Source organism: Methylomonas paludis, from assembly GCF_018734325.1.
Classification (GTDB): domain Bacteria; phylum Pseudomonadota; class Gammaproteobacteria; order Methylococcales; family Methylomonadaceae; genus Methylomonas; species Methylomonas paludis.
In genome coordinates, this window is the sequence record NZ_CP073754.1 from 1157807 (window position 1) to 1184365 (window position 26559).

Sequence of the window (26559 nt, forward strand, 5' to 3'; positions counted from 1 at the left end):
ATCCTGATTTGGCTGCTATTCGCGATTAGGAACTCGGCTAGAGAAAATAGTCGAAATCATGTTCTGTGCGTACCCGGCGCCGCAGTTTAAAAATGTGCACTGGTGCAACTAGCGGATTCAGTTCAACGTAGTTTCGGCTACCGTTCCACAAAAAACGGGCGTTGCTTAATAAATCGTGCATCTGGAAAGGTGTTTCATCCAGACCGAGCAGTTCCAGGTTCAAGGTTACCCAGCCGGACTGGGTATGATGAGGGTCGAGATTGGCCACCACCAGAATGATATCGGTCTCATCCCCGGCAATTTTGGCAAAGCACAGCAGACTCTCATTGTCCACAGTCAAAAAATGCAGGCGCTGATTTTGCTGTAATGCCGGGTTTTCCCGGCGAATTCGGTTCACTCGCGCGATAAAGTCTTTCAGGCTGTCAGCACGGGCAATATCCCAGCGGCGCAGTTGGTATTTCTCGGAGTCGAGGTATTCTTCTTCGCCTGCTGCTCTGGGAGAGGCCTCCATCAACTCATAAGCCGGGCCGTAGATACCGTAACTGGCACCCAGCGTAGCCGCCAACACCAAACGCAACATAAACGCCGGGCGACCGCCGAATTGCAAATACTCGGCAAGGATATCCGGCGTATTCGGCCATAGATTAGGCCGAAAATATTCCTGCACTGCCAAGCTGCTAAGCTCAGTGAAATAGGTCTCGATTTCGCTTTTGGTATTGCGCCACGGAAAATAATTGTAGGATTGACTGAAACCCAGCTTCGAGAGTCGATACATGACTTTAGGCCGGGTAAAGGCTTCAGCAAGAAAAATTGTCTCAGGATGGTCGTGCTTCACTTCGGCTATCAGCCATTCCCAAAGCTGGAATGGCTTGGTGTGCGGATTATCGACCCGAAAAATACTCACACCTTGCCCGACCCAAAACAAAATCACATCCAGCAGTTCCTGCCATAGCTCGCGCCAGGCTGCGGTTGCAAAATTAAACGGATAAATGTCTTCGTATTTCTTGGGCGGATTTTCGGCATACTGGATACTGCCGTCAGCTCGCTGGCTGAACCATTCCGGATGCTCTTGTACATAGGGATGATCCAAAGCACACTGAAAGGCAATATCCAAGGCGATAGCTATCCCTAGGGTCTGGGCTTTCTGTATCAGGCGCTGGAAGTCTTCCAGGTTACCCAATTGCCCATGTATTGCTTTATGGCCGCCGTCCGCGGCGCCGATAGCCCAGGGGCTGCCGACATCCGCCGGGTTAGTTGACGGCGTATTATTCGCGCCCTTGCGTTTACTCTGACCTATCGGATGGATAGGCGGCAAATACACCACATCAAAACCCATGGCCGCCACATAAGTCAGGTGCTTTTCGCAGTCGGCAAAGGTGCCGTGCCGCATGGCGTCACCACTGCAGGAACGCGGAAAAAATTCGTACCATGTGCTGTATTGGGCTGTTACAGGCTCTGCCCATGCACATAAAGTAACAGCATAATCTGTAGCCAGACTGCGCTCAGGATAAGTCCGCATCAGGTTTGCCAAGGCTTCGGATAGCGCCAGTTCATTGCCGGCCTCGGGTTTAACCGTACGCAATCCCGCAGCAAAGTCTTCAAGCTGCAACTTATCATGACCAACGGCGCGCAGCGCCGCCTCAGCGACCAATAACGCACCCGCCAGCAGTGCCAAGCCGATATCATCTGCCGCATTGCGTCGCGCAAATGCCTGCCGCCAGGAAAAAAAACCATCACCCCAGGCCGTCAGGGTATAGAAATACCGGCCAAGTTTGCTTACCTCAAATGAGGCGCGCCATCTGTCACTGGCCAGCGGCGACATGGCAAGCTCATGCCAGTCTGTTTCCGCTTCGTGCCGGTAGCGCAATAGACAGATCAAGGTATCCTGGCTGTCGGTGTAAGCATCAGCTTCCACTGTGACGCGCTGACCAATAACGCGCTTGATTGGAAACCGCCCGCCATCAATGACCGGCTGCACATTTTCGATCACTACTCTGCGTCTGCCGTCAATCGTTGAAATGCTGGTCATAAAGCACGGCCTTGCCTGAAGAAAAGCACTGCCAACGGCGGTAAGCACAGCATCAGCGCGTGATACATTTCACCGCTGGATATTGGGGCGGCTTCGACACCGCCAAAATTACCGCTGCCGCTGCCGCCATACAGCTCGGCATTGCTGTTCAGCACTTCCTGCCAGACCCCGCCGCTAGGCGCGCCGATCAGATAATTTTCGCGAACCACAGGGGTAAAGTTGCAGACCACTAATAGCGTATCGTCTGGGTTGGTGCTGCGGCGGATGAAGCTAATCACGCTCTTTTCCGCGTAGTTGCAATCCATCCATTGAAAGCCGTCGCGGCTGAAGTCTTGCTGATACAGAGCAGGTTGACTGCGGTAAAAATGATTCAGATCGGCAACCCAACGCTGCAGTCCATGGTGAAGCGGATATTGTAATACGTGCCATTCCAGGCTTTCATCGTGCTGCCACTCGCGTTTCTGTCCGAATTCGCAGCCCATGAATAATAGTTTCTTACCAGGATGCCCCCACATATAGCCATACAATAAACGTAAATTGGCAAACTGTTGCCATTCGTCACCCGGCATTTTGCCGATCAGCGAACCTTTGCCCTGCACCACTTCATCGTGTGAAAATGGTAGTACGAAGTTCTCGGAATAGGCGTACCAGATACTGAAAAGCAACTGCGCGTGGTGATATTTGCGGTTAAGCGGATCCTCGGCAAAATAGCACAAAGTATCGTGCATCCAGCCCATATTCCACTTCAAGCCAAAGCCCAGGCCACCGGCTGAGACCGGTCGGGAAACCATTGGCCAGGCCGTTGATTCTTCGGCGAAAGTTTGAGTATCCGGGTAATCACGATAAACCGCCTGATTCAGATTACGCAGGAAACTGACTGCATCCAGATTCTCCCGGCCGCCCAGACGATTTGGAATCCATTCGCCTTCCTTGCGACCATAATCCAGATATAGCATCGAAGATACCGCATCCAGACGCAAACCGTCGATATGATATTTATCCAGCCAGAATAAGGCGCTGCTGGTCAAAAATGCCCGTACCTCGTAGCGACCGTAATTAAAAAGCGAACTATGCCACTCCGGTTGATAGCCCTGCCGCACATCGGCGTGTTCGTAGAGATAGGTACCATCGAAGTGACCTAGACCATGGGCATCGACAGGAAAATGCGCCGGCGCCCAATCCATGATTACGCCGATGCCGTGCTGATGCAAGGTATCCACCAAAAACATCAAATCCTGCGGGCTGCCATAACGCGCCGTGGCGGCAAAATAACCGGTGGTCTCATAGCCCCAGGAGCCGTAAAAAGGATGCTCGGTCAAGGGCAAGAACTCGATATGGGTAAAACCCAGCTCATTAAGATAAGGCGGCAGCCATTCAGCCATCTCGCGGTAAGTCAGGAACCGATTGCCTTGTTCCGGAATCCTGCGCCAGGAACCCAAATGGACTTCATAAATGGCACAGGCCGCATTAAGCTGATTTTTTTGGTGACGTTGCGCCATCCAGGTCTGGTCCTGCCAGGTGTAATCAAGATCCCAAACCCGGGATGCGGTTAACGGCGGCGCTTCGCAACTGAACCCGAACGGATCGGCCTTGTCGGCTATTTTGCCGTCGTGGGAAACGATCCGGTATTTATAGCGCGCTGCAGTGGTTACCCCAGCTATATAACCTTCCCAAATTCCCGAGTCGTCATTGCGCAACTGGAGTGGGTTAGACTCGGCATGCCAAGCATTAAAGTCGCCGATAATCGCTACAGTACAGGCATTAGGCGCCCAAACGGCAAAATGGCAACCACTAACGCCATCAATAGTAACCAGATGTGAGCCGAGCTTTTCATACAGGCGAAAATGGTCGCCCTGTTTAAACAAAGCGATATCAAAATCCGTTAGCCGGCTGTCTGCATCGCTATTCGTTGCCGAAAAATTTATTGCTGTGGACATTTGCTAACCTCATTGGACGGGTTACCGCCGATACTGGCGTCTGCTATATGCGGCATGGCTGTTAGCTCAGAAAGATTCGATGGCGTGACACGCCAGACGGTGTTACCGACATCATCGGCAACCAGCAATGCGGTTTGCCGGTCCAGCATGGCAACGCCCACCGGTCTGCCGTATGCCTCGTCATCGGCACTCACAAAACCGGTCAGTACATCCAGTGGATCGCCACAGGGCTTACCATCCTTAAAAGGGATAAAAATAACCCGATAGCCGCTACGCGGCTTTCGGTTCCACGAGCCATGCTGGCCAATGAAAGCGCCGTTGTCAAAAGGTGTCTGCCAAGCCTTATTCAGGCTAAAAGCCAGTCCGAGTGAGGCGGTGTGCGGTCCAAGCGCATAATCTGGCATAAGGGCTTTGGCGACCAAATCGGGGCGCTGAGCCTGGATGCGCTCGTCCAGATGTTGGCCGAAATAGCTGTAAGGCCAACCATAAAATCCACCGTGAATCACAGAAGTCAGATAATCGGGCACCAGATCACTACCCAGTTCATCGCGTTCGTTGACCACAGTCCAAAGCGTATCGCCATTCGGCCCCCAAGCCAAGCCATTGGGATTACGTAAACCGGAGGCGTAAATACGCTGACTTTTTTGGTTTAAATCAAACTCCCAAATAGCGGCTCGACCGTCCTCTTGGGCTATGCCGTTTTCGGCAGCGTTACTATTCGATCCGACTGTTATATACAGCCGTGAGCCATCCTTGCTGGCCAGCAGATTTTTAGTCCAGTGATGATTAATAAGCCCGGCCGGTAAATCCAGCACCTTGGTTCCGGGTGCTTCAATATGGGTTAGACCTTGGGTATAGGGAAACTTGATAACTGCATCCGTGTTAGCCACATAGAAATCATTGCCTATCAATGCCATGCCAAACGGCGAATTAAGCCCTTGGATAAATACAGACCTGGTTTCGGCGACTCCATCGCCATCGATATCGCGCAGCAGTGTAATACGATTAGCGCTAGCCACACCGGCACCTGCTTTGTTCATAATCTGCTGCATGATCCAGCCCTTAATACCGGTTCCATCCTCCGGCTTCGGCGGGGCATTGGTTTCAGCAACCAATACATCGCCGTTGGGTAGTACATAAAGCCAGCGCGGGTGAGCTAGCCCATCGGCAAATCTGTTGACTGTCAATCCGGCTGCCGGCGAGGGTTTGCCTTGCATGGGCCAACCTTTTGCTGCAGCAATATTCACAGTCGGAATCAAGGTATTGTCAGGCGGCGGCAGTTGGGGGTGGGGGCCAACGCCGGCAGAGACCGGTAATTGCGCGACTTCGCCGCAGGCCGATACAACTAAGCCGACCAAGGCGAATAACAAGAAGTATCTTGGGTACATAAGCATATAACCCGATTCCGGTTGCAGGTTGCGAGCGGCCAAGGTACCGAGATCAAATTGAATGGTCTGTACAGGAGTGGCCGAGTCCAAAATATAAAAGTAATTTAGCCGCAATATTCGTATCAGTCGGTACGGTATCGTACATTGCGTAATGCCTGAATCCGGACTAACAAACGACCTGGGCATAAATCAGCGGCTCTTACTTATCTGGCATATTTTGGCTCCCGCTAAATCGGCTGTTATGTCTCTTGCCGTACTGACACGGCAATTTATTGCGATTACGCTGATCAGCAGCCTATGCTCAGTCTGGTTCAAACCAGCGCTAAAAATTTAGAAACACCATGAGTTAATTAATAACGCCGGTTCTTTGCCTGTCGCGCTCTCAATTATTTACTATTTCCGGCTATTTGAAATGCTCAGTATTTACTCAGGTTCGACCCGCGTCAGTAAAGTTTTGCGCCGACTTAGTCTGGCCTTGGCGTTTTTATTTGTGATAGGTTTTGTTGGCATAATACTGATGCCAAACAGTTGGGTACGGGGGGTGGCGGCTAATAAAGGCAGTGCCTTGCTCGATCGCGAATTTGCTGTTGATGGTGATATTGATATCGATTGGGACTGGACTCAGCCCAAAGTGTCACTGCATAAGTTGCGGATTGCTAACCTATCCGAAAGCAAGGATAAAAATATGTTGGTGATTGAAACGCTTAGTTTCGAAATTAAGATCTGGAAATTGTTATTGGCAGAACTGAATTTACCCAGTCTCAGTTTGGTAAAACCCAAACTTATATTGGAAAAATTTACCCCGACTAAAAACAACTGGGATTTTCCGCTGATGTCAAAAGCCAATCTTGCCGGCAAAGCGGCGTTACCTAATGAACGTAATAGTTTTCCTATTATCGGCAGTCTATTAATAAGCGATGGTCAGTTAACGTATCGTGATGTGCCCAAGCAATTGGCTACCCAATTGACTATCGTGCTGGCCAAAGGTGGTGAAGGCCAGGAGCAGGCTGTGTATCGTGTCACCGGCCAAGGGACATTGCAGAATAAGCCGTTTTCTATTCAGGCTAAGGGTGGCTCACTGTCCATGCTGCGCAATAATAGCCAACCTTATCCGCTCCAGCTCAATATCAATATGGGGAGTACCCGTGTCAGCCTGGAGGGCACGTTTGCTGATCCTGTGCAGATGACTGGTGTCAATGCGCAGCTTGATTTGCGCGGGGATAATCTGGCTGATCTGTTCTATTTAACCGGTATTCCTTTGCCGCCGACGCCGCCTTATAAATTAAACGGTCATTTACAAAAGCAGGATGGGATTTGGGCATTTCACCACTTCCAGGGGCAGGTGGGCGACAGCGATTTATCCGGGGAATTAACGTACGATACCAGCAAACCGCAAGGGTTGGTGAAAGCTGAGCTGGTTTCAAAATTGCTTGATATGAAAGACCTGGCCGGTTTTATCGGCGTCACACCAACCACAGGCATATTGTCGCCTGCCCAAATAGCTCAGGCCGAACGGGAAAAGTCCAGTCCGCATTTGTTGCCTGACATCCCGATCAATTTAATCCGCTTGCGTGCCGCTGATATGACTGTACGCCTTAAAGCCAATCAAATTAAAGCCCCGGATTTGCCGATAAACGATCTGGATATCGGTTTCAATATAGAACATGGCGTGTTGAAAATGAACCCATTCAATTTCGGCGTTGCTTATGGAAGCATCAGCGGGAGTCTAATATTGGATGGCCAAACAGATATTGCCAGCATAGAATCGGATTTGTTGATTAAGCGCTTAAGTTTTAAGCAGTTTTTTGCAAAAACTCAATTCGAGTCTTTATCATCCGGTTATTTTGGCGGCCGGCTGCAGCTAAAAGGTAGCGGCAAATCACTGGCTGAGGTGCTGGCGATCAGTAATGGCCGGATTATTTTGCTGATGTCTGGCGGCAGCATTAGTTTACTGATCGTAGATGCGGCCGGGCTTAACCTTGGTCAAGCGATTCCTTTATTACTGGGGAAAGACCAATCCACCGATATCCGCTGCGCAATCGCTGATTTCCAGGTTAAGAACGGATTGTTGAATTCGGACGTGTTTGTACTGGATACCACAGATTCTAATATAGCAGGCGCCATGCACATCAATCTAAAAGACGAAGTCCTGGCTGCCAAGGTCGAAGCGCATCCCAAAGATTTTAGCCTGCTCAGTGCCCGTACCCCTATTATTGTCAGCGGTACTTTGAAAAAACCAGCAATCGGGCTGGATCCAGAAGCGCTGGCCTTGCGCAGTTCCAGCGCAGTAGCACTGGGTGTATTGCTTAGCCCGGTGGCTGCCATCATCCCTTTCATTGAACTTGGGCTGGGTAAAGACAGCGATTGCCGCGAATTAATACAACATGCCCTAGCCTATTCAGAGGCTAAACCAGTGCCAAAATTGAAGAAAAAGAGTCGCGTTCATCAGTAGGCGTTTTTCGACTGCAAGCGTGTTCTGAGTGGGGTCAGGTCTTGTTATTTGCATTCTGCAAATAACAAGACCTGACCCCATAAGTTGTTACGGCTCGGCAAGTGAGGTTGTGAGGGATGCTTTGCGAGAGCTTGAGGAACGCAAGCATAAACTAGCAGCGTTACGGATACATCTTGCTGAGGGTGCCGCCCAAGCCAGTAGAGGAGAATTTGTACAGAATTATTCATTTGCAGCTGTTATTCAGGAGTTGGATAACGAGGCATGACGGCAACGGATTACACCGAGGGCAGTTAGTGACTTGAAGAACATTGGTCGTTATACGACGGAAAAATGGGGTAAGCCACAACGGAACCCCTATTTAGCAGACCTTGATGAACGCCCTAACTACCATCGTGAAATCCTATGCCTAGCTTCTAATCTTTCTAATTAACAATATCAAAATCTGCAGTACCCTATCACTCACCAGAGCAAACCAAAATAGGGCACAATCATGCAAAAACTCATAAAAGGGCTGCAGCAATATCAAACCAAAGTGTTTGGTTCGCAGCGTGAGCTGTTCGAGCGGCTTAAACAGGGCCAATCGCCTGATGCATTATTTATCACCTGTTCGGATTCGCGTATCAACCCTAATCTGCTGACTCAAACCGAACCCGGCGAACTGTTTATCCTGCGTAACGCCGGCAATCTGGTGCCGCCTTATGGTGCAGTCTATGGCGGCGAAGCAGCCACCATAGAATTTGCGGTAGCCGGGCTGGGGATTAAAGATATCATCATTTGCGGCCACACCCACTGTGGCGCCATGAATGCGCTGCTGAATCCGCCGTCCAGCAGCCAATTTCCGGCGCTGACCAGTTGGCTGGCTCATGCCGAATCAACCCGGCGCATCATCCAGGACAAATATGCCGATAAAGAATCATCATCTTTAATCAGTATCACCACTCAGGAGAATGTGTTGGCCCAGATGGAAAACCTGCGCACCCATCCGGTGGTTGCTTCCGGCTTATCCAGGGGCAAACTCAAGCTGCACGGCTGGGTATATAAAATCGAAACCGGCGAAGTTTACGGCTACGATCCGCAAAGTTTTCAATTTGAAGTGCTAACCGAAAAATGCACCTTAGTCGCCGTCCCGGAACATAAACTGATTTCGGCAGAAATTTAAGCAACATTATCGGCATGCTTAGCGCCGAGTTTAAAATAAAAAACAAGCGTTAAGCCTGATCCGGAAATTTGTGCGTAGTCTGGATATTAGGCATAGTCAATGGCGTGCTCAGTAAATCAAACAAGCGGCTTTGCGCCTGGGCCAATATTGCCATCACCGCCGGATGTTTGATTTTGCGTTGCGCAGTAATCGCATAAAAGCGTTCGGAGACATTATCAATCCGGCCCACCAGTTGCGTACCATACTGGCGCTGAATCTGGTTGGCCACCGCGATAGGCGCCACAAACATGCCGGCCCCGGCGGCGGCAAAGGTTTTCAGCAAAGCGCTGTCTTCAATTTCGGCTTTGATATCCGGGCAAATATTTTCAGTATCAAACCATTGATCCAGCGAGCGGCGCAAAGCAATATTGGTGGTGGGCAGCAGCAAAGGGGCGGCATTAAGTGAATACGGAAAATTGTCCCGATAACGCACGGCTAATTCCGGGATGGCAAACACCGCCACGCTGCATTCGCCCAACAGATGATTAAACAAATGTGTGCCGCCTGCGCTTGGAGTGGCCGGCATATCCGACAGCACCAGATCAATGCCGTGCAGCATAATTTCATTCATCAGCCGTTCAGCCTTGTCTTCAATACAGACCAACTGCAAGGGTTCGGCCAAATTTAGTGCCGGCTCCAGCAAACGATAAGCCATCAGCTTGGGTAAGGCATCGGCCACCCCCACACTAATCCGCAAGCCGCGACCACTGACCCGGCCTTTCAGGGTGTTGGTCAACTCCCGGCCCAGGGCAAAAATATCTTCAGCATAATGAAACACGGCTCGGCCGGTATCGGTCAGCGCCAGTTTTCTACCTTCTTTGTAAAACAGTTTTTCACCGATGGCCTGTTCAAAAACCGTCAACTGACCACTGATGGTGGGCTGGGCCAGATGCAGTTTTTCACTGGCCAGGGTAATACTGCCTTCTTTGGCGACATTCCAAAAATAATATAAATGCTGATAGTTCAATCGTTCCATAGGTTTTTGCATCGTTAAAAACGATATTAAGGTTAGATAAATTCAAATTTACTATAAAAATATATAGTTCATTCTATTAAGTGTTGATTAGCATAGCAAGCGATAAATACCTGTTTATTTGGCTCAGCATTGATTTCGGCCAATACCGGAAAATCTTAATGATTCCATATTTTCTATGGCAATATAAAATCCCATGAAATTACCAATGGATTGTAAGTGCCGCGAATAATGAGCTGTGATAATAAAATACGATTTACAGATCCATCATGGCCGCAGCAGCGCAATGAGATATAGGCTACCCACTTAAACCGGGACAAAATCAAGCGTTCGCCGCACAGTCCTGTATCATGAGTTAATGACTAAAAAAACAAAACGACACAAGGAATCCGTGCAACGAACCGCTCGATTATCAATGAACTGGTAGCCCGTGGCAAGAAAAGTCTTAGACAATTGGCGGTGCTGGTCAATCGATCCAAAAGTAGCGTCCATCGGCACCAAAAAGCGCAAGCCCGACGCCATCAATATCCCGAATCTGCCCTATGGGAAACCGAAGCAGGCGAAGCCTGGTTGAAACTATTGATGGTTGCGGTTCTGTACAGTTTTGGCATGGAGTGCCATGTTGGAGCCGACAAGTTGTCGCGATTTTTCAAGCTGATTCGCATTGACACGCATGTGGGCATATCTTCATCGGCATTGCGTCAGCAATTGAGCCGGATGGAAAGCCTGTTACCCGTATTTCAGCAGCGTTGTGAAAGCGGCGTTTCAGCTCAAACACGTTCAGCCGTAGTCGCCATGGATGAAACATTTTTTGGTGATTTTCTCATCCTGGTGCTGATGGACTTGTCGTCCGGTTATTTGATTCTGGAAGACATCAGCCATGACCGTCGCTTCGATACTTGGTTTGAGAAAGCGATACCGCGCCTAAAAGAGTTGGGTATTGACGTCAACCACGCCGTCAGCGACCGAGCCAAAGCCTTGATCAAACTGGCTATTACCGGGTTTGACTGTCAATCAGGTGCCGATATTTTTCATGCACAGCAGGATGTCAGCAAATGGTTGGGTGCAACGCTGGGAAGGCGGCACGAACAAGCGAAAACTCAACTGGAAACGGCTGAGGCGCTATTGAAAAAGAAACCGGACAACAACCTCGCCGAATTGGTGCAGGTCGTTGATGCAGAACGAGCCTATAAACAGATACAGGAAACACGCGCCGATTATCACGAAAATCTGGCCAGCATTGCCGAAGATGTTCATCCGTTTTCGTTAGAAACCCAGAAAATCAATCGGGCGGAACAGGTGACTTTCAGTCTGGAAAAACGCGCTCAGGCGTTTGAAAAAATCGCGCAATCGCAATCTATTGCTGACATAAAACAGACCATAAATAAGTTTCGTAATCAATTGAATGACTTAGCGTCCAATGTAGAAACCTGGTGGCTATGGGTCATGGAAATTCTAGCCGGTCTTTCGGTGGATGAGGCAACGCACTACTGGCTGATTCATGCCCTGTTACCAACGGTGTACTGGCATCAGCAACTGCTCAAAACCCAAAACCCCAGGCAAAGGGAAAAATACCGTCAGGCTTGGCAGCAAGCCGCGCAGCATTTACAGACTGATGCTTTCACAGCAACCCTGTCGGAAAGCGAATTGCAACGCTGGTTGGAATGGGCAGAGTGGATGGCGCGGAACTTTCATCGCAGTTCTTCCGCCGTCGAGGGGCGTAATGGTTATCTGTCGCAGATGTATCACAATGGCCGTGGCTTGACCGAAAAACGCCTGAGGGCATTGACAGTGATTCATAACTACGGACTCAAACGGACTGATGGAACAACAGCGGCAATGCGCTTGTTTGGTCAAACGTTTCCTGATTTGTTTTTATGGTTGGTTGCTGAAATGGGCGAGCTTCCGCTGCCAAGAAAGGGGCGGGAGCGGACTATTCATAACCCATTGTTTTTGAAAACTGTCCCGGCTTAAGTTGGAAGCCGAGATATACATCAAGCCGGTTATGCAAAATACTAACAATTTGTATGCCGGATTTTATTTAACGGTAATAGGCGGTGTTTAAACCGATGGATTTCAACTGTACGGTTTATACCAACCACAGTGCTGGCTCATATAAACCACTTCTAGTGATGCGGTTAATAATATGCCTGATTTAGCTGGTTTTTTTATTATCAGCGGCATTATAAAAATGGCATGGTCTATGCTAATGTAATTGTGTCGTTTTTTTAGTTGTTATGGAGGGCACTTAATTATATTGCTGGTTTTTTTACTGAGGCGCCCCAAGACTGGATCAGCAACATTACAAATATTGTTTTATTGCCGGGATAATTAATCGGCCTGAAGCTGCGCTGATTTAAACGCTGTTTCGGGGTAATAGAATTTATTTTATAACTCATGGGCGTAGCTTAAATACTAATGCCGTAAGACTGTAATGGTTTTTGCAAAATCTACCGGGTTGTTAAGCAAATTTATGCGCCGGCACCTAATTGATCCAATGCTTGATAAATTGAAAGCCATCCACCCCTAAATCAACATTCTTCATTAAATTTAAAGCTCTAATACGATGATTAATAAAACACTGATGTTAATAATCCTGGTCAGCATGCTATTGAGTGGTTGCCACAAAACCGATAGCGAGAGCCATGAAGAACCGCCTATCTATGAGGCAACCACACCTTTTCGTGAAGACACTGCCATCCAAAAAGAATATGTCTGTCAGATACATGGCATTAGACATATTGAAGTGCGGGCTTTGGAAAGAGGTTACTTACAGAATATTTTTGTCGATGAAGGGCAATTGGTGCACCAGGGGCAGCCCATGTTCAAAATCATGCCCAATATCTATCAGGCAGAGCTGCAGGCAGCAAAAGCCGAAGCCAATAATATGCGTATCGAATACCTCAATACCAAAGGCCTGGCAGATCAAAATATTGTATCGGCCAATGAATTGGCTTTGGCAAAAGCCAAGCTGGACAAGGCGGAAGCCGAGGTGACATTAGCGGAAACTCATCTTGGGTTTACCGACATCAAAGCGCCTTTTGAAGGGATTATGGATCATCTGCTGGTCAGAAACGGCAGCCTGCTGGATGAAGGGGCCTTGTTGACCACGCTATCGGACATCAGCAAATTATGGGTTTATTTCAATGTGCCGGAATCGGAATATCTGGATTATAAAAAGCATCACAATAACGATACCCGCACCAAAGTAAAGTTAAAAATGGCCAACGGCGAGATTTTTAATCAACCCGGTATCATCGAAACCATAGAGGCTGATTTTGATAATACTGCCGGAAATATCGAATTTCGCGCCACCTTCCTTAATCCGGACAAACTGCTCAGGCACGGGGAAACCGGAACGATTTTAATGACCAAGCCTTACAAAAACGCTTTGATTATCCCCCAAAAAGCAGTATTCGAAATCATGGATAAAACCTATGTCTACATTATCAATAATGAAGGAAAACTGGAGCAAAGACTGATCAAAATAGAGGCCGATTTACCTCAGCTGTTTATCATTACCGATGGATTGAAGGACGACGACAAGATCTTGCTGGAAGGTTTGCGCAAAGTGCATTCCGGAGAAGAGGTCAAAATTGATTTAAAGCCCTCCGATAAAGTTCGCTCAGAGTTGCATTTATATACAGAGTAATCCTTCATTAGTGAATAATTATGTTTAATATTTTTATCAAAAGACCGGTAATGGCGATCGTGTTATCGCTATTGTTTTTATTCATGGGGGCATTGTCGATCATGTCCTTGCCCATTTCCCAGTTTCCGGATATTGCTCCGCCCCGTGTCACGATTTCCTTATCGTTTCCGGGTGCTAGCGCCGATGTACTGGTGCAGTCGTCGCTGATCACCATCGAGCGGGCCATCAACGGCGTGCCCGGCATGAAATATATGGTGTCTGCTGCGACCAGCGCCGGTGAATCCACTATTCAAGTGCTGTTCGACTTGGGGGTTGATCCCAATATTGCCATGGTTAACGTCAAGACGCGCTTGGATCAGGTCATGAGTCGGCTACCCACTTTGGTGCAATTGGAAGGGGTAATCGTCAATCGGGTGCAGCCCAGCATGCTCATGTACGTCAACCTTTACAGCAAAGACAAAAACGCCGACGAAAAATTTTTATTTAACTATGCCTACGCCAATGTCATTCCGGAAGTTCAGCGGGTGTTTGGTATTGCCCAAGCCCAAATATTGGGCAGTCGCCAATATGCGATGCGAATTTGGTTGAATCCGGATCGGATGCGGGCTTATAGCGTCTCGATAGACGAAGTAATGGAAGCCGTATCAACTCAAAGTATTATTGGCCGGCCGGGCCGATTAGGCCAAAGTACCGGGATTGCCGCGCAATCCAAAGAATATGTGCTGATCTATCAAGGCCGTTACAACAAACCCGAACAGTATGAAGACATTATCATCCGGGCCAATTCCAAAGGCGAGATATTGCGGCTTAAAGATATCGCCAGGGTCGATCTGAATAGCGAGTTTTATAACATTTACTCGGATAAGGATTCCTTGCCTTCTGCGTCCATCGTGCTTAAGCAAAACTATGGCAGTAATGCCCAAAAGGTGATCGAGGACGTTAAGGAAAAATTGAAATCCTTAAAAAAATCCTTCCCGGAGGGTATGGACTACGAAATCAACTACGATGTATCCAGATTCGTGGAAGCTTCCATCGAAAAAGTTCTGCATACCCTGGCAGAAGCCTTCGTGCTGGTATCGTTGGTAGTGTTTATTTTCCTGGGTGACTGGCGTTCTACCTTGATCCCAATCTTGGCAGTACCGGTTTCGCTGGTTGGGGCATTTGCGGTGATGTCGGCGTTCGGGCTGTCCATTAATCTGATTACCCTGTTTGCCTTAGTGTTAGCCATCGGGATCGTGGTCGATGATGCGATTGTGGTGGTCGAAGCGGTACATGCCAAGATGGAAGCCGAACATTGCAGCCCTTATGTGGCTTCCAGAAAAGTATTGGGTGAAATCGGCGGTGCCATTATTGCCATCACCCTGGTCATGACCTCGGTGTTTGTCCCCATTGCCTTCATGAGCGGGCCGGTTGGGGTATTTTATCGGCAGTTCTCGATAGCGATGGCATCGTCCATCATCATTTCCGCCATTGTCGCTTTATCATTGGCCCCGGTTTTGTGCGCCATGATCCTTAAAAATACCCACGGCCAACCAAAGCGCAGAACGCCGATCAGTATTTTTATTGACGCCTTTAACCGATTGTTTGAAAAAGTCACCGGGCGTTACGTGAAATTGCTGGATGTGGTGGTCACCCGGCGTATCCTGACCATTTTGGTGTTGGGTGGGTTTTGCTTCGGCATCTATTCGGTCAATTTAACCTTGCCTTCCGGTTTTATTCCGGGTGAAGACCAGGGCATGATTTATGCCATTATTCAGACGCCACCCGGTTCAACCATAGAGGTAACCTATAAAGTCGCTCAGGAACTGGAAAAAGTAGCCAGCAATATTGAAGGTGTGCAATCAGTTTCTTCTTTAGCCGGCTATGAAGTGCTGACCGAGGGACGCGGGTCCAATGCCGGTACCTGTATTATCAACCTGAAAGACTGGACTGAGCGTAAAAACTCCGTGCAGGATGTGATCCGGGAATTGGAGGGAAAAGTCCATGACTTTGGCGCCATCATAGAATTTTTTGAACCCCCGGCAGTGCCAGGTTACGGTGCGGCATCCGGTATGGCTTTGCGTTTATTGGATAAGACCACCGACACCGACTATCAGGCGTTTGACAAAATTAACCAGGCCTTTATGGCAGAACTGCGCAAGCGCAAGGAGTTAAGCGGATTGTTTACCTTTTATGCGGCCAATTTCCCGCAATACGAATTGGTGATCGACAATAAGCTGGCCATGCAAAAAGGGGTTTCCATCAACAAAGCCATGAATAACCTGGATATCATGATAGGCAGTACCTATGAACAAGGCTTTATTCGCTTCAACAACTTTTTCAAAGTCTACGCCCAGGCTTCGCCTGAATTCCGGCGCTTCCCTTCGGACGTGTTGAACTACTATGTGAAAAATGATGAGGGCAAAATGGTGCCTTACTCATCCTTCATGACCATGCGGAAAACCCAAGGCCCCAACGAAATTACCCGTTACAACCTCTACAATTCAGCGGTTATCCGTGCCGTGCCGGCCAAGGGCTATACCTCTGGTGACGCGATCAAAGCCATTCAGGAAGTTGCCGCCGCCACTTTGCCGCGCGGTTTTGACATAGGCTGGGAAGGTCTGTCGTTTGACGAAGCAGCCCGCGGCAATGAAGCCATGGTGATCTTCGTGATAGTGTTAGTGTTCGTATACCTGGTGTTAGCCGCCCAGTACGAAAGCTTTCTGTTGCCCTTAGCCGTGTTATTTTCGTTACCCGCCGGTATTTTTGGTTCGTTCCTGCTGTTAAAAACCTTGGGCCTGGCCAATGATGTTTATTCCCAGGTGGGGATGGTGATGTTAATCGGCTTGCTCGGCAAAAACGCGGTATTGATTATTGAATTTGCCGTGCAGAAGCAGGCCCAGGGCATGTCGGTTAAAGATGCGGCGATTGAGGGCGCTAAAGCCCGGTTCAGGCCGATTTTGATGACTTCATTCGCATTTATCGCAGGCTTGATACCTTTAGTGGTGGCGACCGGCGCGGGCGCAGTCGGCAACCGCACCATCGGTACTTCCTCGCTGGGCGGCATGTTGTTCGGCACCGTATTTGGGGTGATTCTTATTCCGGGACTTTATTACATCTTTGCCAAAATGATCGAAGGAAAATCATTAATTAAAGACGAAGAACTGGATCCGTTAACTGAAACCTATCACTATGGTGCAGACGATGAAAAAGACTAAAACTTTACATCTTATGATGCTGGGACTGATGGGGCTGATCGTGCAAGCTTGCGGCATTCCCGACTTGACCCCCAGAAAAGAACAGGTCAGCCTGCCCGATCAGTTTAAGCCGGAATTGGCAGAGCAGGCCAATACCTCCGAAGTGAAATGGAAGGAGTTTTTCGACGATCCCTACTTGTCCAGCCTGATCGATATAGCGCTGGTAAACAACAAGGAAATCAATATCGTTATGCAGCGCATCAATGCCGCGCAAAACGAAATTCAAGCCCGGCGCGGGGCCTATTTGCCGTTTGTCAACGTTGGTACCTCAGCGGGAGGGGATAAAGTCGGCAAATACACCCGCAACGGTGCAGTGGAAGACAGCCTGCCGCTGGCCAATCAGGGCTTCCCAACTTTGGTCGGCGATTATCAGTTCGGCCTGTTTTCCAGTTGGGAAATCGACGTCTGGAAAAAACTCAGAAACGCCACCCAGGTGGCGGTCTTTGAGTACATGGCTACCACAGAGGGTAAAAACTTCGTGTTGACCAATCTGGTTTCCGAAGTAGCACATGCTTACTACGAACTGGTTACCCTGGACAATCAGCTTGAGAACCTGGAGCAAAACATCACCATTCAACAAAATGGGCTGGAGATCGTCAAGCAACTGCAGTTTTTTGCTCGATCAAGCACCTTAGCCATCAAACGTTATGAAGCGGAAGTGGCAAAAAACCAAAGTAAACGCTTTGAAATAAAACAGCAGATTACCGTGGTGGAAAACCGCCTCAACTTTTTACTTGGTCGAACCCCGGAGCCTATCCAGCGCGCCTCCAAGGGCTTCATGGAAATGAAACCGAAATTTCTCAATGTCGGTATTCCCTCGCAATTACTCAAAAACAGACCGGATATCAGACAAGCCGAGCTGGAGCTGGCGGCGGCGAAATTAAACATAGATGTGGCGCGGGCTAATTTTTATCCTTCCTTCGGCATAAGAGCTGGGATAGGATTTGATGCGTTTGCTCTTAAGTATCTGATTAACACACCGGAATCTTTGGCGGCTTCCATCGCCGGGGATTTGACCGCGCCTTTGGTGAATAAAAACGCCATTATCGCGGAATATAAGAATGCCAACGCCCACCAAATTCAGGCAGCATACGAATATGAGCAAAGCATCATCAATGCTTACACAGAGGTATTAAATCAAGTTTCCAACATTGATAATCTCGACAAAAACTATCAATTAAAAAGAAAACAGGTGGACGCACTGGTGCAATCCATCGATGTATCCACCCAGTTATTCAAATCCGCGCGCACCGACTACCTGGATGTATTATTAACCCAAAGAGACGCCTTGGACGCCAAAAAAGACATCATTGAAACCAAACAAAAGCAAATCAACGCCACCTTGGATTTGTATAAAGCGCTGGGTGGCGGCTGGCGGCAGTAACAGGGTGGTAATGGACTAAAACGGTTATTCGCCAATACCTAGGTGTAGGGTGGGCACACGCTTTTTGTGCCCCATACGCATCAACTTAGTATAAATTAGGCGAAATATACTGTTTAACCATATGATAAAATAGATATTATTTACTTGTAAACTAATATTCGAAATGGAAATTTTTTTAGGCTGGCGCAAACCCTGCAGTTTGTTCTGACCACTAAGTCTAACGAACTCGCCAAAGAGGGATTCATCAAACGCCAGCGTAAAATCACGGGGTCTAATTTTGTGAAAACGTTGATCTTTGGTTGGATGCAGTACTTCACACCGTCAGTCGAAGGCTTGGCTAGAGCCGGCTATACTCATGGATTAAAGATCAGCGCTCAGGGGTTGGACAAGCGCTTCACCCAAGAGGCTTGCGAATTGATGAAACGTGTTTTGGAAACAGCTCTTGCCCAAGTTGTGACTGCGAGTGTGCAAGTGGACGCTGGTATTTTAAAACCCTTTCCGGCCATTTATCTTGCGGATTGCAGCACCGTTGCTTTACCCACTGAATTGGAGACGATTTGGCCCGGGGTCGGCGGTTCCGAGAATGCGAGCAAAGCTGCCATTAAGGTTGATACGAACTTGGAAATAAAAACCGGGCAAATCCATTTTAACTTGTTGCCGGGCCGCCATTCGGACAGCCGTAGCCCTGTCGCCGAGTCTGTTTACGAAAAAGGGAGTCTACGCATACAAGATTTGGGCTATTTCAATCTAGGACGCATGAAACAACAGGCTGAACGAGGTGAATATTGGATTTCTCGCCTGCAACCCGGTACGCAAGTTTTTTCAATGGCCGGTGACCCGATAAACTTGAGTAGTCACTGTCTAAACTTACTCAAACAAGGACTGATGCGAAATGAAATCGCGGTCAAAGTGGGCGTCAAGGAACAATTGACTGTACGAATGCTATTCTGGAAATTACCGGCGGAAGAGGCGGGTCGGCGACGGGCAAAAATGCTGAATAACGGCAGAAAGCACAGCAGAATGCCTAGCGAAGCGAACCTTGCCGGGTGTGATTGGAATATACTGATCACCAATGTCGAACCTGAAAAACTTAACCATGAAGACTGTTTTGTCATGTACGGTGTTCGTTGGCAAATTGAGCTGATTTTTAAATTGTGGAAATCCCATAGCGGCCTAGGACATTCGCGCAGTGAAAAACCGGAGCGTATACTCTGTGAAATCTATGCCAAATTACTAGCGATCATCTTTCAGCACTGGATTGTGTTGACCGGACTCTGGCAAAAGCCTGATCGTAGTCTAGTCAAAGGCAATCAAATGATTAAGGAGCAATCATCGGGTTTAGCCAAATGCATGAATGATCTGGAAACATTGGCTAACTTTCTAAAAGAACTGGCGGACAGGTTCGATCATGGCTGTTCAATGAATAAGCGAAAGAAAACGCTAAACACCTGTCAACGGATAGAACTTAGGTGCGCTTATGCATAAAGGGGGACGAGCACAGATCAAACGCATAGCGGGATTGAAAGGATGTAATTCATCAGCATTTATAACATACTAATAAATAACGATTGTTTTTTAAAGTTGATGCGTATGGGGCACACGCTTTTTGTGCCCACGCGTGAAAACCTATAAACAATAGACCAACCATGTCCCATTATCGACGCGCTAAAACAACGGGAGCGACCTATAAATTTGCCAATATATTATTGGCGCATACTATAAAGATTCGCCTTGCCGCAGGGCAGGGCGGATCTGTCTCTCTCTTGCCAGACTGCAGATGTTTTGACGATAAGCCTGGCAATGTGTATATTCCCCATTTTAATCTGGAGTTGCGCCCGCTGGGCTGTGGATAGATGTTAACCAAAGCCAGGTAGGGTGGATTCGCCGCCAGGCAATCCACCAAAACTTCGCGGCTGTTTGGCGTTTCGCTGTCGCGATTCCCCTGAGCACGAAGTGAAAACACCCAACCTGGATTTTGGTATAGCCCTGTAACCGTTAAAATGTTATGGCTGACCGCAACTATTACCAATAAGTAAGCTATCCTAGTTTTAAAAATAACTATAACTATTCACCAAGGATAATTTGTATGCAATTCGAAGAATATTTGCCCCTGATCCAGGCTCAGTGGCTGCAGTTCTACCAATTTACCCTGGAAAATCCGCTGTATGCCGGTGCTTTGGCGCTGAGTGTCTGGTTAGTCACCGCCATATTATACGGTTTCCGTATCGGTTCTCTGAATCGGCGCAACCGCAAAAGCCTGCAGGTTATCACCACAACTCAAACCGAACTGACTGAAGTCCAGGCCCAAGTTCAGCAATTACAGGAAGCACAGGCGCTGCTAAACCAGCAACTGGAACAGGAAAGCCTGCGTGCCGGTGGTTTACAAACCCGGATTGCCGAACTCAGCACTCTGCTCAGCGAAAACATCCTGGAACTGGCCGCACAGCCGGCTTTGGGGCAGCAAGGCTTAACCGTCAATCCGGCTTTGACTCTGGAACAACTATGGCAGCGTTTCAGTATTGCCGTTAAACAGTTATCGGAAAGCCTGATAGCCGAAAAAGATGCCTACCGGGAATTAAAACAGACGCTGCAAACCGAAACCGCCAAACTGGCCGAACAGGAATTACAACTGCAAGCCGCCCAACTGCGGGTGGATAACCAAAAACAACAGATCAACAAACTGGAAGAAGTACTGGCCGAACACGACCAGATTCTGGTACAGCAACAAGATAGCGCCCAGCAGCGTATCGCCGCCATTGAAGCCAAATACCAAACCAATTTACTACGCTTGGCCGAACTGGAACAGCAGGCGCTGGAATGGCGTAAACAACCGGCTGCGCCAATTACCCCGGCTGTCGCCACAGCCCCGGTAGTGCCGGAAGTTACACAACCCGCCACTGCCGAGCCGACCATTAGTGCTGTTATTGACGAACCAGTGGTTCAACCAGCCCCGCCTGTTCCACAACAGACGTCACCGGTGAAACCGCTTGAAGTGATCACCCCTGCCGCCAGTGTGATGGAGCAGGCAATTGTCCAGGCCGCCGAGCCAAGCCCAGCAGCGGAAGCCCCAGCTCCCGCCGCCGGTAAATTCAAATCCCTGTTCGCCAATGCCAGACAGAAAATCGACTTGCTGGATCAAAAACTGGGCTCGCGGTCTTCGCAAAATCAAGAAATCAATCAGGCCGCCGCTCACTATGACGCCATTCGTCAGCCGGAACCACCAGCCCCACCGGTAGTAGAAACCCCTGCCGCGCCGGTAGTCGAGCCGGAACCCGCCCCGGTTCAGGCCGCAGCGCCCAGCAGCAAAGCCAGTGCCGCCGCCAAGCCGGAAGCCAGTAAATTTGGCGCAATATTCAGTAATGCCCGGCAAAAAATCAGTAAACTGGACAGTCTGTTAGGCCCGCCCGCCGATGCTGCCGCGCCAGCCGAACCGGAAGCCCAAGCCGCACCGGAAACCGTTATTGAAGCAGCACCCGCTGCCCAGCCGGTTGCAGCAGAAGCTAAACCCGGCCTAGGCGGTAAATTTAAAGGTCTGTTAGGCTCTAAAGCCGCAAAACCAGCAAAAGAAGTAGCCTCGGAAGCAGAACCTGCCGTCCCCGTGGCTGAGCCAAGCGCAGTTCCAGCTGAGCCGGCTGAAACCGGCTCCACCAAATTAAAAGGCTTGCTCGGTAAACTGAAACGTTAACACCGTGGCGTGGGCAGGTTTTATGCCCACGCCGGATAGCGCAGATGTTATCCTGACGGCTGCTTAAGCCTCTTTTAGGATAGTCATGATAGGGTACGCACAGCATTATATCCGCCACCGGCTAAACCAGCTGTCACGCTGGAGTTTACCGGTGGTGTGTGCTGCCGCCTGCGCACTGTCCGGCTGTTTTTCGCCTATGGCGCTGGATCATGTGGCGCTGGCCTATAATGAGTCGATATCCGATGTGGTCTCCAAGCAGTTACTGCTGAATATTGCCAGAGCCAGCCTCAATCAGCCCATCTATTTTTCCGGCATCTCCAATATCGCCGCCACCCTTAATTTTCAGGCCAATGCCGGAGCCACCCCGGCCCTGGCCGGCAATAGCGGCGGTTTGTTAATGCCGCTATTCGGCGGCAGCGTTTCGGAAAATCCCACCATCAGCATCGTGCCCATGCAAGGTGAAGAATTTACCCAGCGCATGCTCACCCCCTTATCGGAACAGAAATTGGCCCTGTTGTTGCGGCAAAACATCGATGTCAATCTGTTGCTGCGTCTGATAACCCTGGAGTTCCGTACCCAAAACAAAGACGGGGTTTACCACAACCGGCCCCGCAATGAGCAGGATTACGCTACCTTCCGGCGCATTGCCCTGCATCTGGCCTCAATTCAGAACCGCGATCAGCTCTATGCCGAACCACTGATTTTTGAACAGCACTGGACCTTACCCCAGGCTGGGCTGGATGCCGCGGCTTTTCCAGCCCTGGAAGCCAAATATGAAATCAGCGCTGCGGCCGAAGCCGGTGCCTATAAACTCACTAAACAGGTTATCGGCCGCACCGTATTAACCAATTATGATCCTTCGGTGTTGAGTAATGTCGAACGGGTGCAACTCAATGAAGAAGCCGAAAAAAATGCGCCCAACGAAATCCTGGTGGATATTCGTGCCGATTTTCCCGGTGGTGAATATCCGCTGCATGGCAAATTCCGATTGCGCAGTTTCAGCAATATCATGTATTTCATCGGTCGCACCATCACCACCGAACCGGAAATAGCTGTCGCCGCCGATCCCAGAACCCCGCAGGCAACCGAAAACCCGGTTTCGGTAATTGCCATCGCCCAATCCGATAACGCCCCGGCCAGCCCCGATCTGGCAGTGCAATACCGGGATAAATATTATGCCGTACAACAAGCCAGCAATCCGGCCTGGAATCAAACTGCCTTCCGGGTGCTGGCGCAAATTTTCCAGATGACCATGGCCGAACTACCCAGAGTCGGTGCCCCCACTATTACCATTGCTAAATAGGGTATATGCATGGCTGCTAAAGTCCTGCCCATGTGTTACTGACGTTCGATGAATACCAAAAACTCACTGGTGGCCGTGGCTGCAAAATTGCCGATTTATTAGCCTTGCCGGGTAGTGAAGATATTGAACTTGAGATACCGGCTATGCGGGAATTGGTAAAGCCGGCAGACTTTAATTAAAACAAGGGCTTAAATTGATAGGAAGTGCCGACGCAAGGAGGCGCATCTGTCGCGATTGATGCGCTTCACTCCGTTCAGCACATCCTATATTTTAAGACCAAAAAAGGGGTAAATTTTAGCCACTCTGACCCTATTCGAGATTAGCCTGTGTGGAATCCTCTTCCCCCACAGGCCAGGACTATCAAGCCTGTAACGCCTTCAACAAAGCCTGCAAGCGGTCATTGGCATCACCAAACAGCATCCGGGTGTTTTCATGTACGAATAATGGATTACCCACCCCGGCGTAACCAGACGCCATACTGCGTTTCAGCACTATCGTGGTTGCGCCTTTCCAGCATTCCAGCACCGGCATGCCGGCAATTGGGCTGTTAGGGTCATCCAACGCTGATGGGTTGACGATGTCGTTAGCGCCAATCACGATAGACACATCCACATCCGGAAAGTCTTCGTTGATTTCTTCCATTTCAAACACAATATCGTAAGGTACTTTGGCTTCCGCCAGCAGTACGTTCATGTGTCCCGGCATGCGTCCGGCCACTGGATGAATGGCAAACCGCACTTTCTTGCCCTGCGAGGTCAACAGCTTGGTGATTTCATTGACAGTATGCTGAGCTTGCGCCACCGCCATGCCGTAGCCGGGGATGATCACAATGTTTTTAGATTCTTTCAGCAACTGCGCGGTTTCCTCGGCATCAATCGGAAACACCTCGCCTTCCACTTCTGCCGCTGCCGCACCGCTGGCGGTACCAAAGCCCCCGGCAATCACGCTGAGAAAATGCCGGTTCATCGCCCGGCACATGATGTAACTCAGAATCGCACCGCTACTGCCCACCAGGGCGCCGGTGACGATCAGCAAGTCGTTATTCAGCATAAACCCGGTCGCTGCCGCGGCCCAACCCGAATAACTGTTCAGCATGGATACCACCACCGGCATATCCGCACCGCCGATCGCCATTACCATGTGTACCCCAAACACCAAAGCAATGCCGGTCATTACCAGTAACGGAATCAGCGCTGCGCCGGTTTCACTGCCGACCAGAAACAAATGGCCAAAAAAGAAAGTCAGGACAAACAAACTCAGATTCAGCCAGTGCCGGGCCGGCAGCAACACCGGTTTACCGGTGATTTTGCCGCACAGCTTGCCCCAGGCAATCACCGAGCCGGAGCAGGTTACCGCCCCGATAAAAATACCGATATAAATTTCCAGCTCATGAATGGTTTTTTCCACACCCACCAGGGTAGAGGTAGTGTCCATGAAATTGGCATAACCCACCAGCACCGCCGCCAGACCCACCAAACTGTGCATGATGGCGACCAGTTCCGGCATTTGGGTCATTTCCACCTTGGCTGCCGCCCGCGCCCCGATACTGCCGCCGATCAGCAAAGCCACCAGCAAAATGGCGTAACTATGCACATTATTGCCCAACACCGTAGCGATAATGGCGATACTCATCCCGGCCATGCCGAAATAATTGCCGCGCCGCGAAGTATCCTGTTTGCTTAAACCGCTCAGGCTGAGGATGAAGAGAATGGAAGCAGCAATGTAAGACATTGTGACTAAACCGTGTGACATGTGATTCCCCTATTTCCTGAACATTTCCAACATGCGGCGGGTAACTAAAAACCCGCCGGCAATGTTGACAGAAGCAATTAAAATGGCCAAACCGGATAAGATTTCAATAATCTCCAGTGGGGCGGACACCTGCACCAGCGCACCGATCACAATAATGCCGCTGATGGCGTTGGTGACGCTCATCAAAGGCGTATGCAGCGAGGGCGATACATTCCAGATTACCTGATATCCCACAAAACAGGCCAGTACAAACACCGTGAAATGGGCCAGAAACGATTCCGGAGCCACCGCACCGGCGCTGAATAAAGCCACCACCCCAACCAGCAAGGGCAGCCATTGAGCAATGACCGATTTTTTGGTTTCTGCCGCAGGCTGTTCAGCAACCGCCGAGGTGGCGGCCTTGGGTGCTGCCGACAATTTGGGCGGTGGCGGCGGCCAGGTAATCCCGCCTTCCTTGATCACGGTCGCGCCGCGTATCACTTCATCGTCCATATTCACATCCAGCACCCCGTTTTTCTCCGGGCACAAATCAGTGAGCAGGTGACGTAAATTGGTGGCATATAACTGACTGGACTGATTGGCCAGCCGGCTGGGTAAATTGGTGTAGCCAATGATGGTGACGCCGTTTTTTTCCACCACCTGGTTTTTTTCGGTCAGCGCACAGTTGCCGCCCTGTTCAGCGGCCAGGTCAACAATCACGCTGCCCGGTTTCATACTGGCCACCATTTCAGCGGTGATCAGTTCCGGGGCCGGTTTGCCGGGGATTAAGGCCGTGGTGACAATAATGTCCACTTCGGTGGCCTGACGGGCAAACAAAGCCATTTCCGCTTCAATAAACTCCTTGGACATGGTTTTGGCGTAGCCGCCAGTGCCGGAGCCGTCTTCCTTGAAATCCAGCAGCAAAAATTCGGCGTCCATACTTTCGATTTGTTCTTTCACTTCCGGACGGGTATCAAAAGCCCGGACGATAGCGCCCATGCCTTTGGCGGTACCAATCGCCGCCAGACCGGCCACACCGGCACCAATCACCAGCACCTTGGCGGGGGGAATCTTGCCGGCAGCGGTAATCTGCCCGGTAAAAAACCGGCCAAAATGTTGCGCGGCTTCAATAATGGCCCGATAACCGGCGATATTGGCCATCGAACTCAAGGCATCCATTTTTTGGGCTCTGGACATGCGCGGCACGCTGTCCATAGCAAGAACCGTGGCTTGTTTGGCGGCCAGTGCCTGTAACAGTTCGGGGTTTTGCGCCGGCCAGATAAAACTGATCAAAACCTGGCCGGGATGTACCAGCGCCAGTTCATCTATGCCCAGTTCCGGATAGTTTTGCGGCGCCCGCACTTTCAGAATAATCTCAGCCTCCTGCCAAAGCGCCGCAGCGGAATCAACGATAGTCACACCCGCCTGCTGATAAGCTTGATCGGAAATATCGGCAGCCGCACCGGCACCGCTTTCCAGATACACGCTAAAGCCAAGTTTCTGCAGCTTATCTGCTGCCTCCGGCGTGGTCGCGACGCGTTTTTCGCCGGGATAATTTTCCTTGGGTATACCGATTTTCATGTTTTCTCCT

At 49.7% G+C, this 26559-nt stretch carries 17 protein-coding genes; 11 read left to right on the forward strand and 6 right to left on the reverse strand.

What is annotated here, in order from left to right; translation table 11 throughout:
• Window positions 1-37: 37 nt before the first annotated feature.
• Genes KEF85_RS05305 through KEF85_RS05315 form a run of 3 tightly spaced genes read right to left on the reverse strand, consistent with a single transcriptional unit; the run spans window position 38 to window position 5354 of the window.
• Complete coding sequence (locus tag KEF85_RS05305) at window positions 38-2029, reverse strand: alpha-1,4-glucan--maltose-1-phosphate maltosyltransferase (RefSeq protein WP_215583654.1); 1992 nt, start codon at window positions 2027-2029, stop codon at window positions 38-40.
• The gene (gene glgB, locus KEF85_RS05310; RefSeq protein ID WP_215583655.1) at window positions 2026-3966 is read right to left on the reverse strand and encodes a 1,4-alpha-glucan branching protein GlgB; all 1941 of its coding nucleotides are present in this window, start codon (window positions 3964-3966) and stop codon (window positions 2026-2028) included. Before glgB ends, KEF85_RS05305 begins: the two co-directional genes overlap by 4 nt.
• Window positions 3951-5354, reverse strand: a complete 1404-nt coding sequence (locus KEF85_RS05315) for a PQQ-dependent sugar dehydrogenase (protein WP_215583656.1) — start codon at window positions 5352-5354, stop codon at window positions 3951-3953. Before KEF85_RS05315 ends, glgB begins: the two co-directional genes overlap by 16 nt.
• Window positions 5355-5766: 412 nt before the next feature.
• On the opposite strand from KEF85_RS05315, the gene KEF85_RS05320 reads away from it, so the two are divergent.
• From KEF85_RS05320 to KEF85_RS05330, 3 genes are all read left to right on the forward strand, one after another.
• A complete protein-coding gene (locus KEF85_RS05320) occupies window positions 5767-7806 on the forward strand; it encodes an AsmA family protein (protein ID WP_215583657.1) in 2040 nt (679 codons plus the stop codon).
• A 28-nt stretch (window positions 7807-7834) separates the two neighbouring features.
• Window positions 7835-8071 carry a ribbon-helix-helix domain-containing protein gene (locus KEF85_RS17050; RefSeq protein ID WP_425515590.1) on the forward strand — a complete coding sequence of 79 codons (237 nt, stop codon included), beginning with the start codon at window positions 7835-7837 and terminating at the stop codon, window positions 8069-8071.
• A gap of 225 nt (window positions 8072-8296) precedes the next feature.
• Window positions 8297-8965, forward strand: coding sequence for a carbonic anhydrase (locus tag KEF85_RS05330; protein ID WP_215583659.1), 669 nt, complete (start codon window positions 8297-8299; stop codon window positions 8963-8965).
• A gap of 49 nt (window positions 8966-9014) precedes the next feature.
• Here KEF85_RS05330 and nhaR read toward each other — a convergent pair whose 3' ends face one another.
• Window positions 9015-9992, reverse strand: a complete 978-nt coding sequence (nhaR, locus tag KEF85_RS05335; protein ID WP_246535048.1) for a transcriptional activator NhaR — start codon at window positions 9990-9992, stop codon at window positions 9015-9017.
• A 444-nt stretch (window positions 9993-10436) separates the two neighbouring features.
• Here nhaR and KEF85_RS05340 point away from each other — a divergent pair, with 444 nt between their 5' ends.
• The 8 genes from KEF85_RS05340 to KEF85_RS05375 all read left to right on the forward strand — a co-directional run bounded on the left by KEF85_RS05340 (window position 10437) and on the right by KEF85_RS05375 (window position 23416).
• Window positions 10437-11951, forward strand: a complete 1515-nt coding sequence (locus KEF85_RS05340; protein WP_246535100.1) for a DUF6399 domain-containing protein — start codon at window positions 10437-10439, stop codon at window positions 11949-11951.
• A gap of 592 nt (window positions 11952-12543) precedes the next feature.
• Window positions 12544-13629, forward strand: a complete 1086-nt coding sequence (locus tag KEF85_RS05345; protein WP_215583668.1) for an efflux RND transporter periplasmic adaptor subunit — start codon at window positions 12544-12546, stop codon at window positions 13627-13629.
• Between the two features lie 20 nt (window positions 13630-13649).
• Complete coding sequence (locus KEF85_RS05350) at window positions 13650-16826, forward strand: efflux RND transporter permease subunit (protein ID WP_215583670.1); 3177 nt, start codon at window positions 13650-13652, stop codon at window positions 16824-16826.
• Window positions 16813-18249 (forward strand): TolC family protein, encoded by a 1437-nt coding sequence (locus KEF85_RS05355; RefSeq protein WP_215583672.1) that lies wholly within the window; start codon window positions 16813-16815, stop codon window positions 18247-18249. The genes KEF85_RS05350 and KEF85_RS05355 overlap by 14 nt, the downstream gene beginning before the upstream one ends.
• A 204-nt stretch (window positions 18250-18453) precedes the next feature.
• On the forward strand, window positions 18454-19734 hold the full coding sequence (locus KEF85_RS05360) for an IS4 family transposase (RefSeq protein WP_281413707.1): 1281 nt from the start codon (window positions 18454-18456) through the stop codon (window positions 19732-19734).
• A gap of 601 nt (window positions 19735-20335) precedes the next feature.
• Window positions 20336-21934, forward strand: coding sequence for a coiled-coil domain-containing protein (locus tag KEF85_RS05365; RefSeq protein ID WP_215583674.1), 1599 nt, complete (start codon window positions 20336-20338; stop codon window positions 21932-21934).
• An 85-nt stretch (window positions 21935-22019) separates the two neighbouring features.
• Window positions 22020-23237 carry a hypothetical protein gene (locus tag KEF85_RS05370; protein WP_246535049.1) on the forward strand — a complete coding sequence of 406 codons (1218 nt, stop codon included), beginning with the start codon at window positions 22020-22022 and terminating at the stop codon, window positions 23235-23237.
• 32 nt (window positions 23238-23269) lie between these two features.
• The gene (locus KEF85_RS05375) at window positions 23270-23416 is read left to right on the forward strand and encodes a hypothetical protein (RefSeq protein ID WP_215583676.1); all 147 of its coding nucleotides are present in this window, start codon (window positions 23270-23272) and stop codon (window positions 23414-23416) included.
• Window positions 23417-23597: 181 nt separating this feature from the next.
• Here the strand turns inward: KEF85_RS05375 and pntB are convergent, their stop codons facing one another.
• Both pntB and KEF85_RS05385 read right to left on the reverse strand, forming a co-directional pair.
• Window positions 23598-24968 (reverse strand): Re/Si-specific NAD(P)(+) transhydrogenase subunit beta, encoded by a 1371-nt coding sequence (pntB, locus tag KEF85_RS05380; RefSeq protein WP_246535050.1) that lies wholly within the window; start codon window positions 24966-24968, stop codon window positions 23598-23600.
• 30 nt (window positions 24969-24998) lie between these two features.
• Window positions 24999-26549 (reverse strand): Re/Si-specific NAD(P)(+) transhydrogenase subunit alpha, encoded by a 1551-nt coding sequence (locus KEF85_RS05385; protein ID WP_215583680.1) that lies wholly within the window; start codon window positions 26547-26549, stop codon window positions 24999-25001.
• Window positions 26550-26559: the final 10 nt, after the last annotated feature.

What these genes read in the sequence shown, in the direction of transcription:
- KEF85_RS05305 (WP_215583654.1), bottom strand. Translation starts at nt 2,029, where the DNA reads ATGACCAGCATTTCAACGATTGACGGCAGACGCAGAGTAGTGATCGAA.
- glgB (WP_215583655.1), bottom strand. Translation starts at nt 3,966, where the DNA reads ATGTCCACAGCAATAAATTTTTCGGCAACGAATAGCGATGCAGACAGC.
- KEF85_RS05315 (WP_215583656.1), bottom strand. Translation starts at nt 5,354, where the DNA reads ATGTACCCAAGATACTTCTTGTTATTCGCCTTGGTCGGCTTAGTTGTA.
- KEF85_RS05320 (WP_215583657.1), top strand. Translation starts at nt 5,767, where the DNA reads ATGCTCAGTATTTACTCAGGTTCGACCCGCGTCAGTAAAGTTTTGCGC.
- KEF85_RS05330 (WP_215583659.1), top strand. Translation starts at nt 8,297, where the DNA reads ATGCAAAAACTCATAAAAGGGCTGCAGCAATATCAAACCAAAGTGTTT.
- nhaR (WP_246535048.1), bottom strand. Translation starts at nt 9,992, where the DNA reads ATGCAAAAACCTATGGAACGATTGAACTATCAGCATTTATATTATTTT.
- KEF85_RS05345 (WP_215583668.1), top strand. Translation starts at nt 12,544, where the DNA reads ATGATTAATAAAACACTGATGTTAATAATCCTGGTCAGCATGCTATTG.
- KEF85_RS05350 (WP_215583670.1), top strand. Translation starts at nt 13,650, where the DNA reads ATGTTTAATATTTTTATCAAAAGACCGGTAATGGCGATCGTGTTATCG.
- KEF85_RS05355 (WP_215583672.1), top strand. Translation starts at nt 16,813, where the DNA reads ATGAAAAAGACTAAAACTTTACATCTTATGATGCTGGGACTGATGGGG.
- KEF85_RS05365 (WP_215583674.1), top strand. Translation starts at nt 20,336, where the DNA reads ATGCAATTCGAAGAATATTTGCCCCTGATCCAGGCTCAGTGGCTGCAG.
- KEF85_RS05370 (WP_246535049.1), top strand. Translation starts at nt 22,020, where the DNA reads ATGATAGGGTACGCACAGCATTATATCCGCCACCGGCTAAACCAGCTG.
- pntB (WP_246535050.1), bottom strand. Translation starts at nt 24,968, where the DNA reads ATGTCTTACATTGCTGCTTCCATTCTCTTCATCCTCAGCCTGAGCGGT.
- KEF85_RS05385 (WP_215583680.1), bottom strand. Translation starts at nt 26,549, where the DNA reads ATGAAAATCGGTATACCCAAGGAAAATTATCCCGGCGAAAAACGCGTC.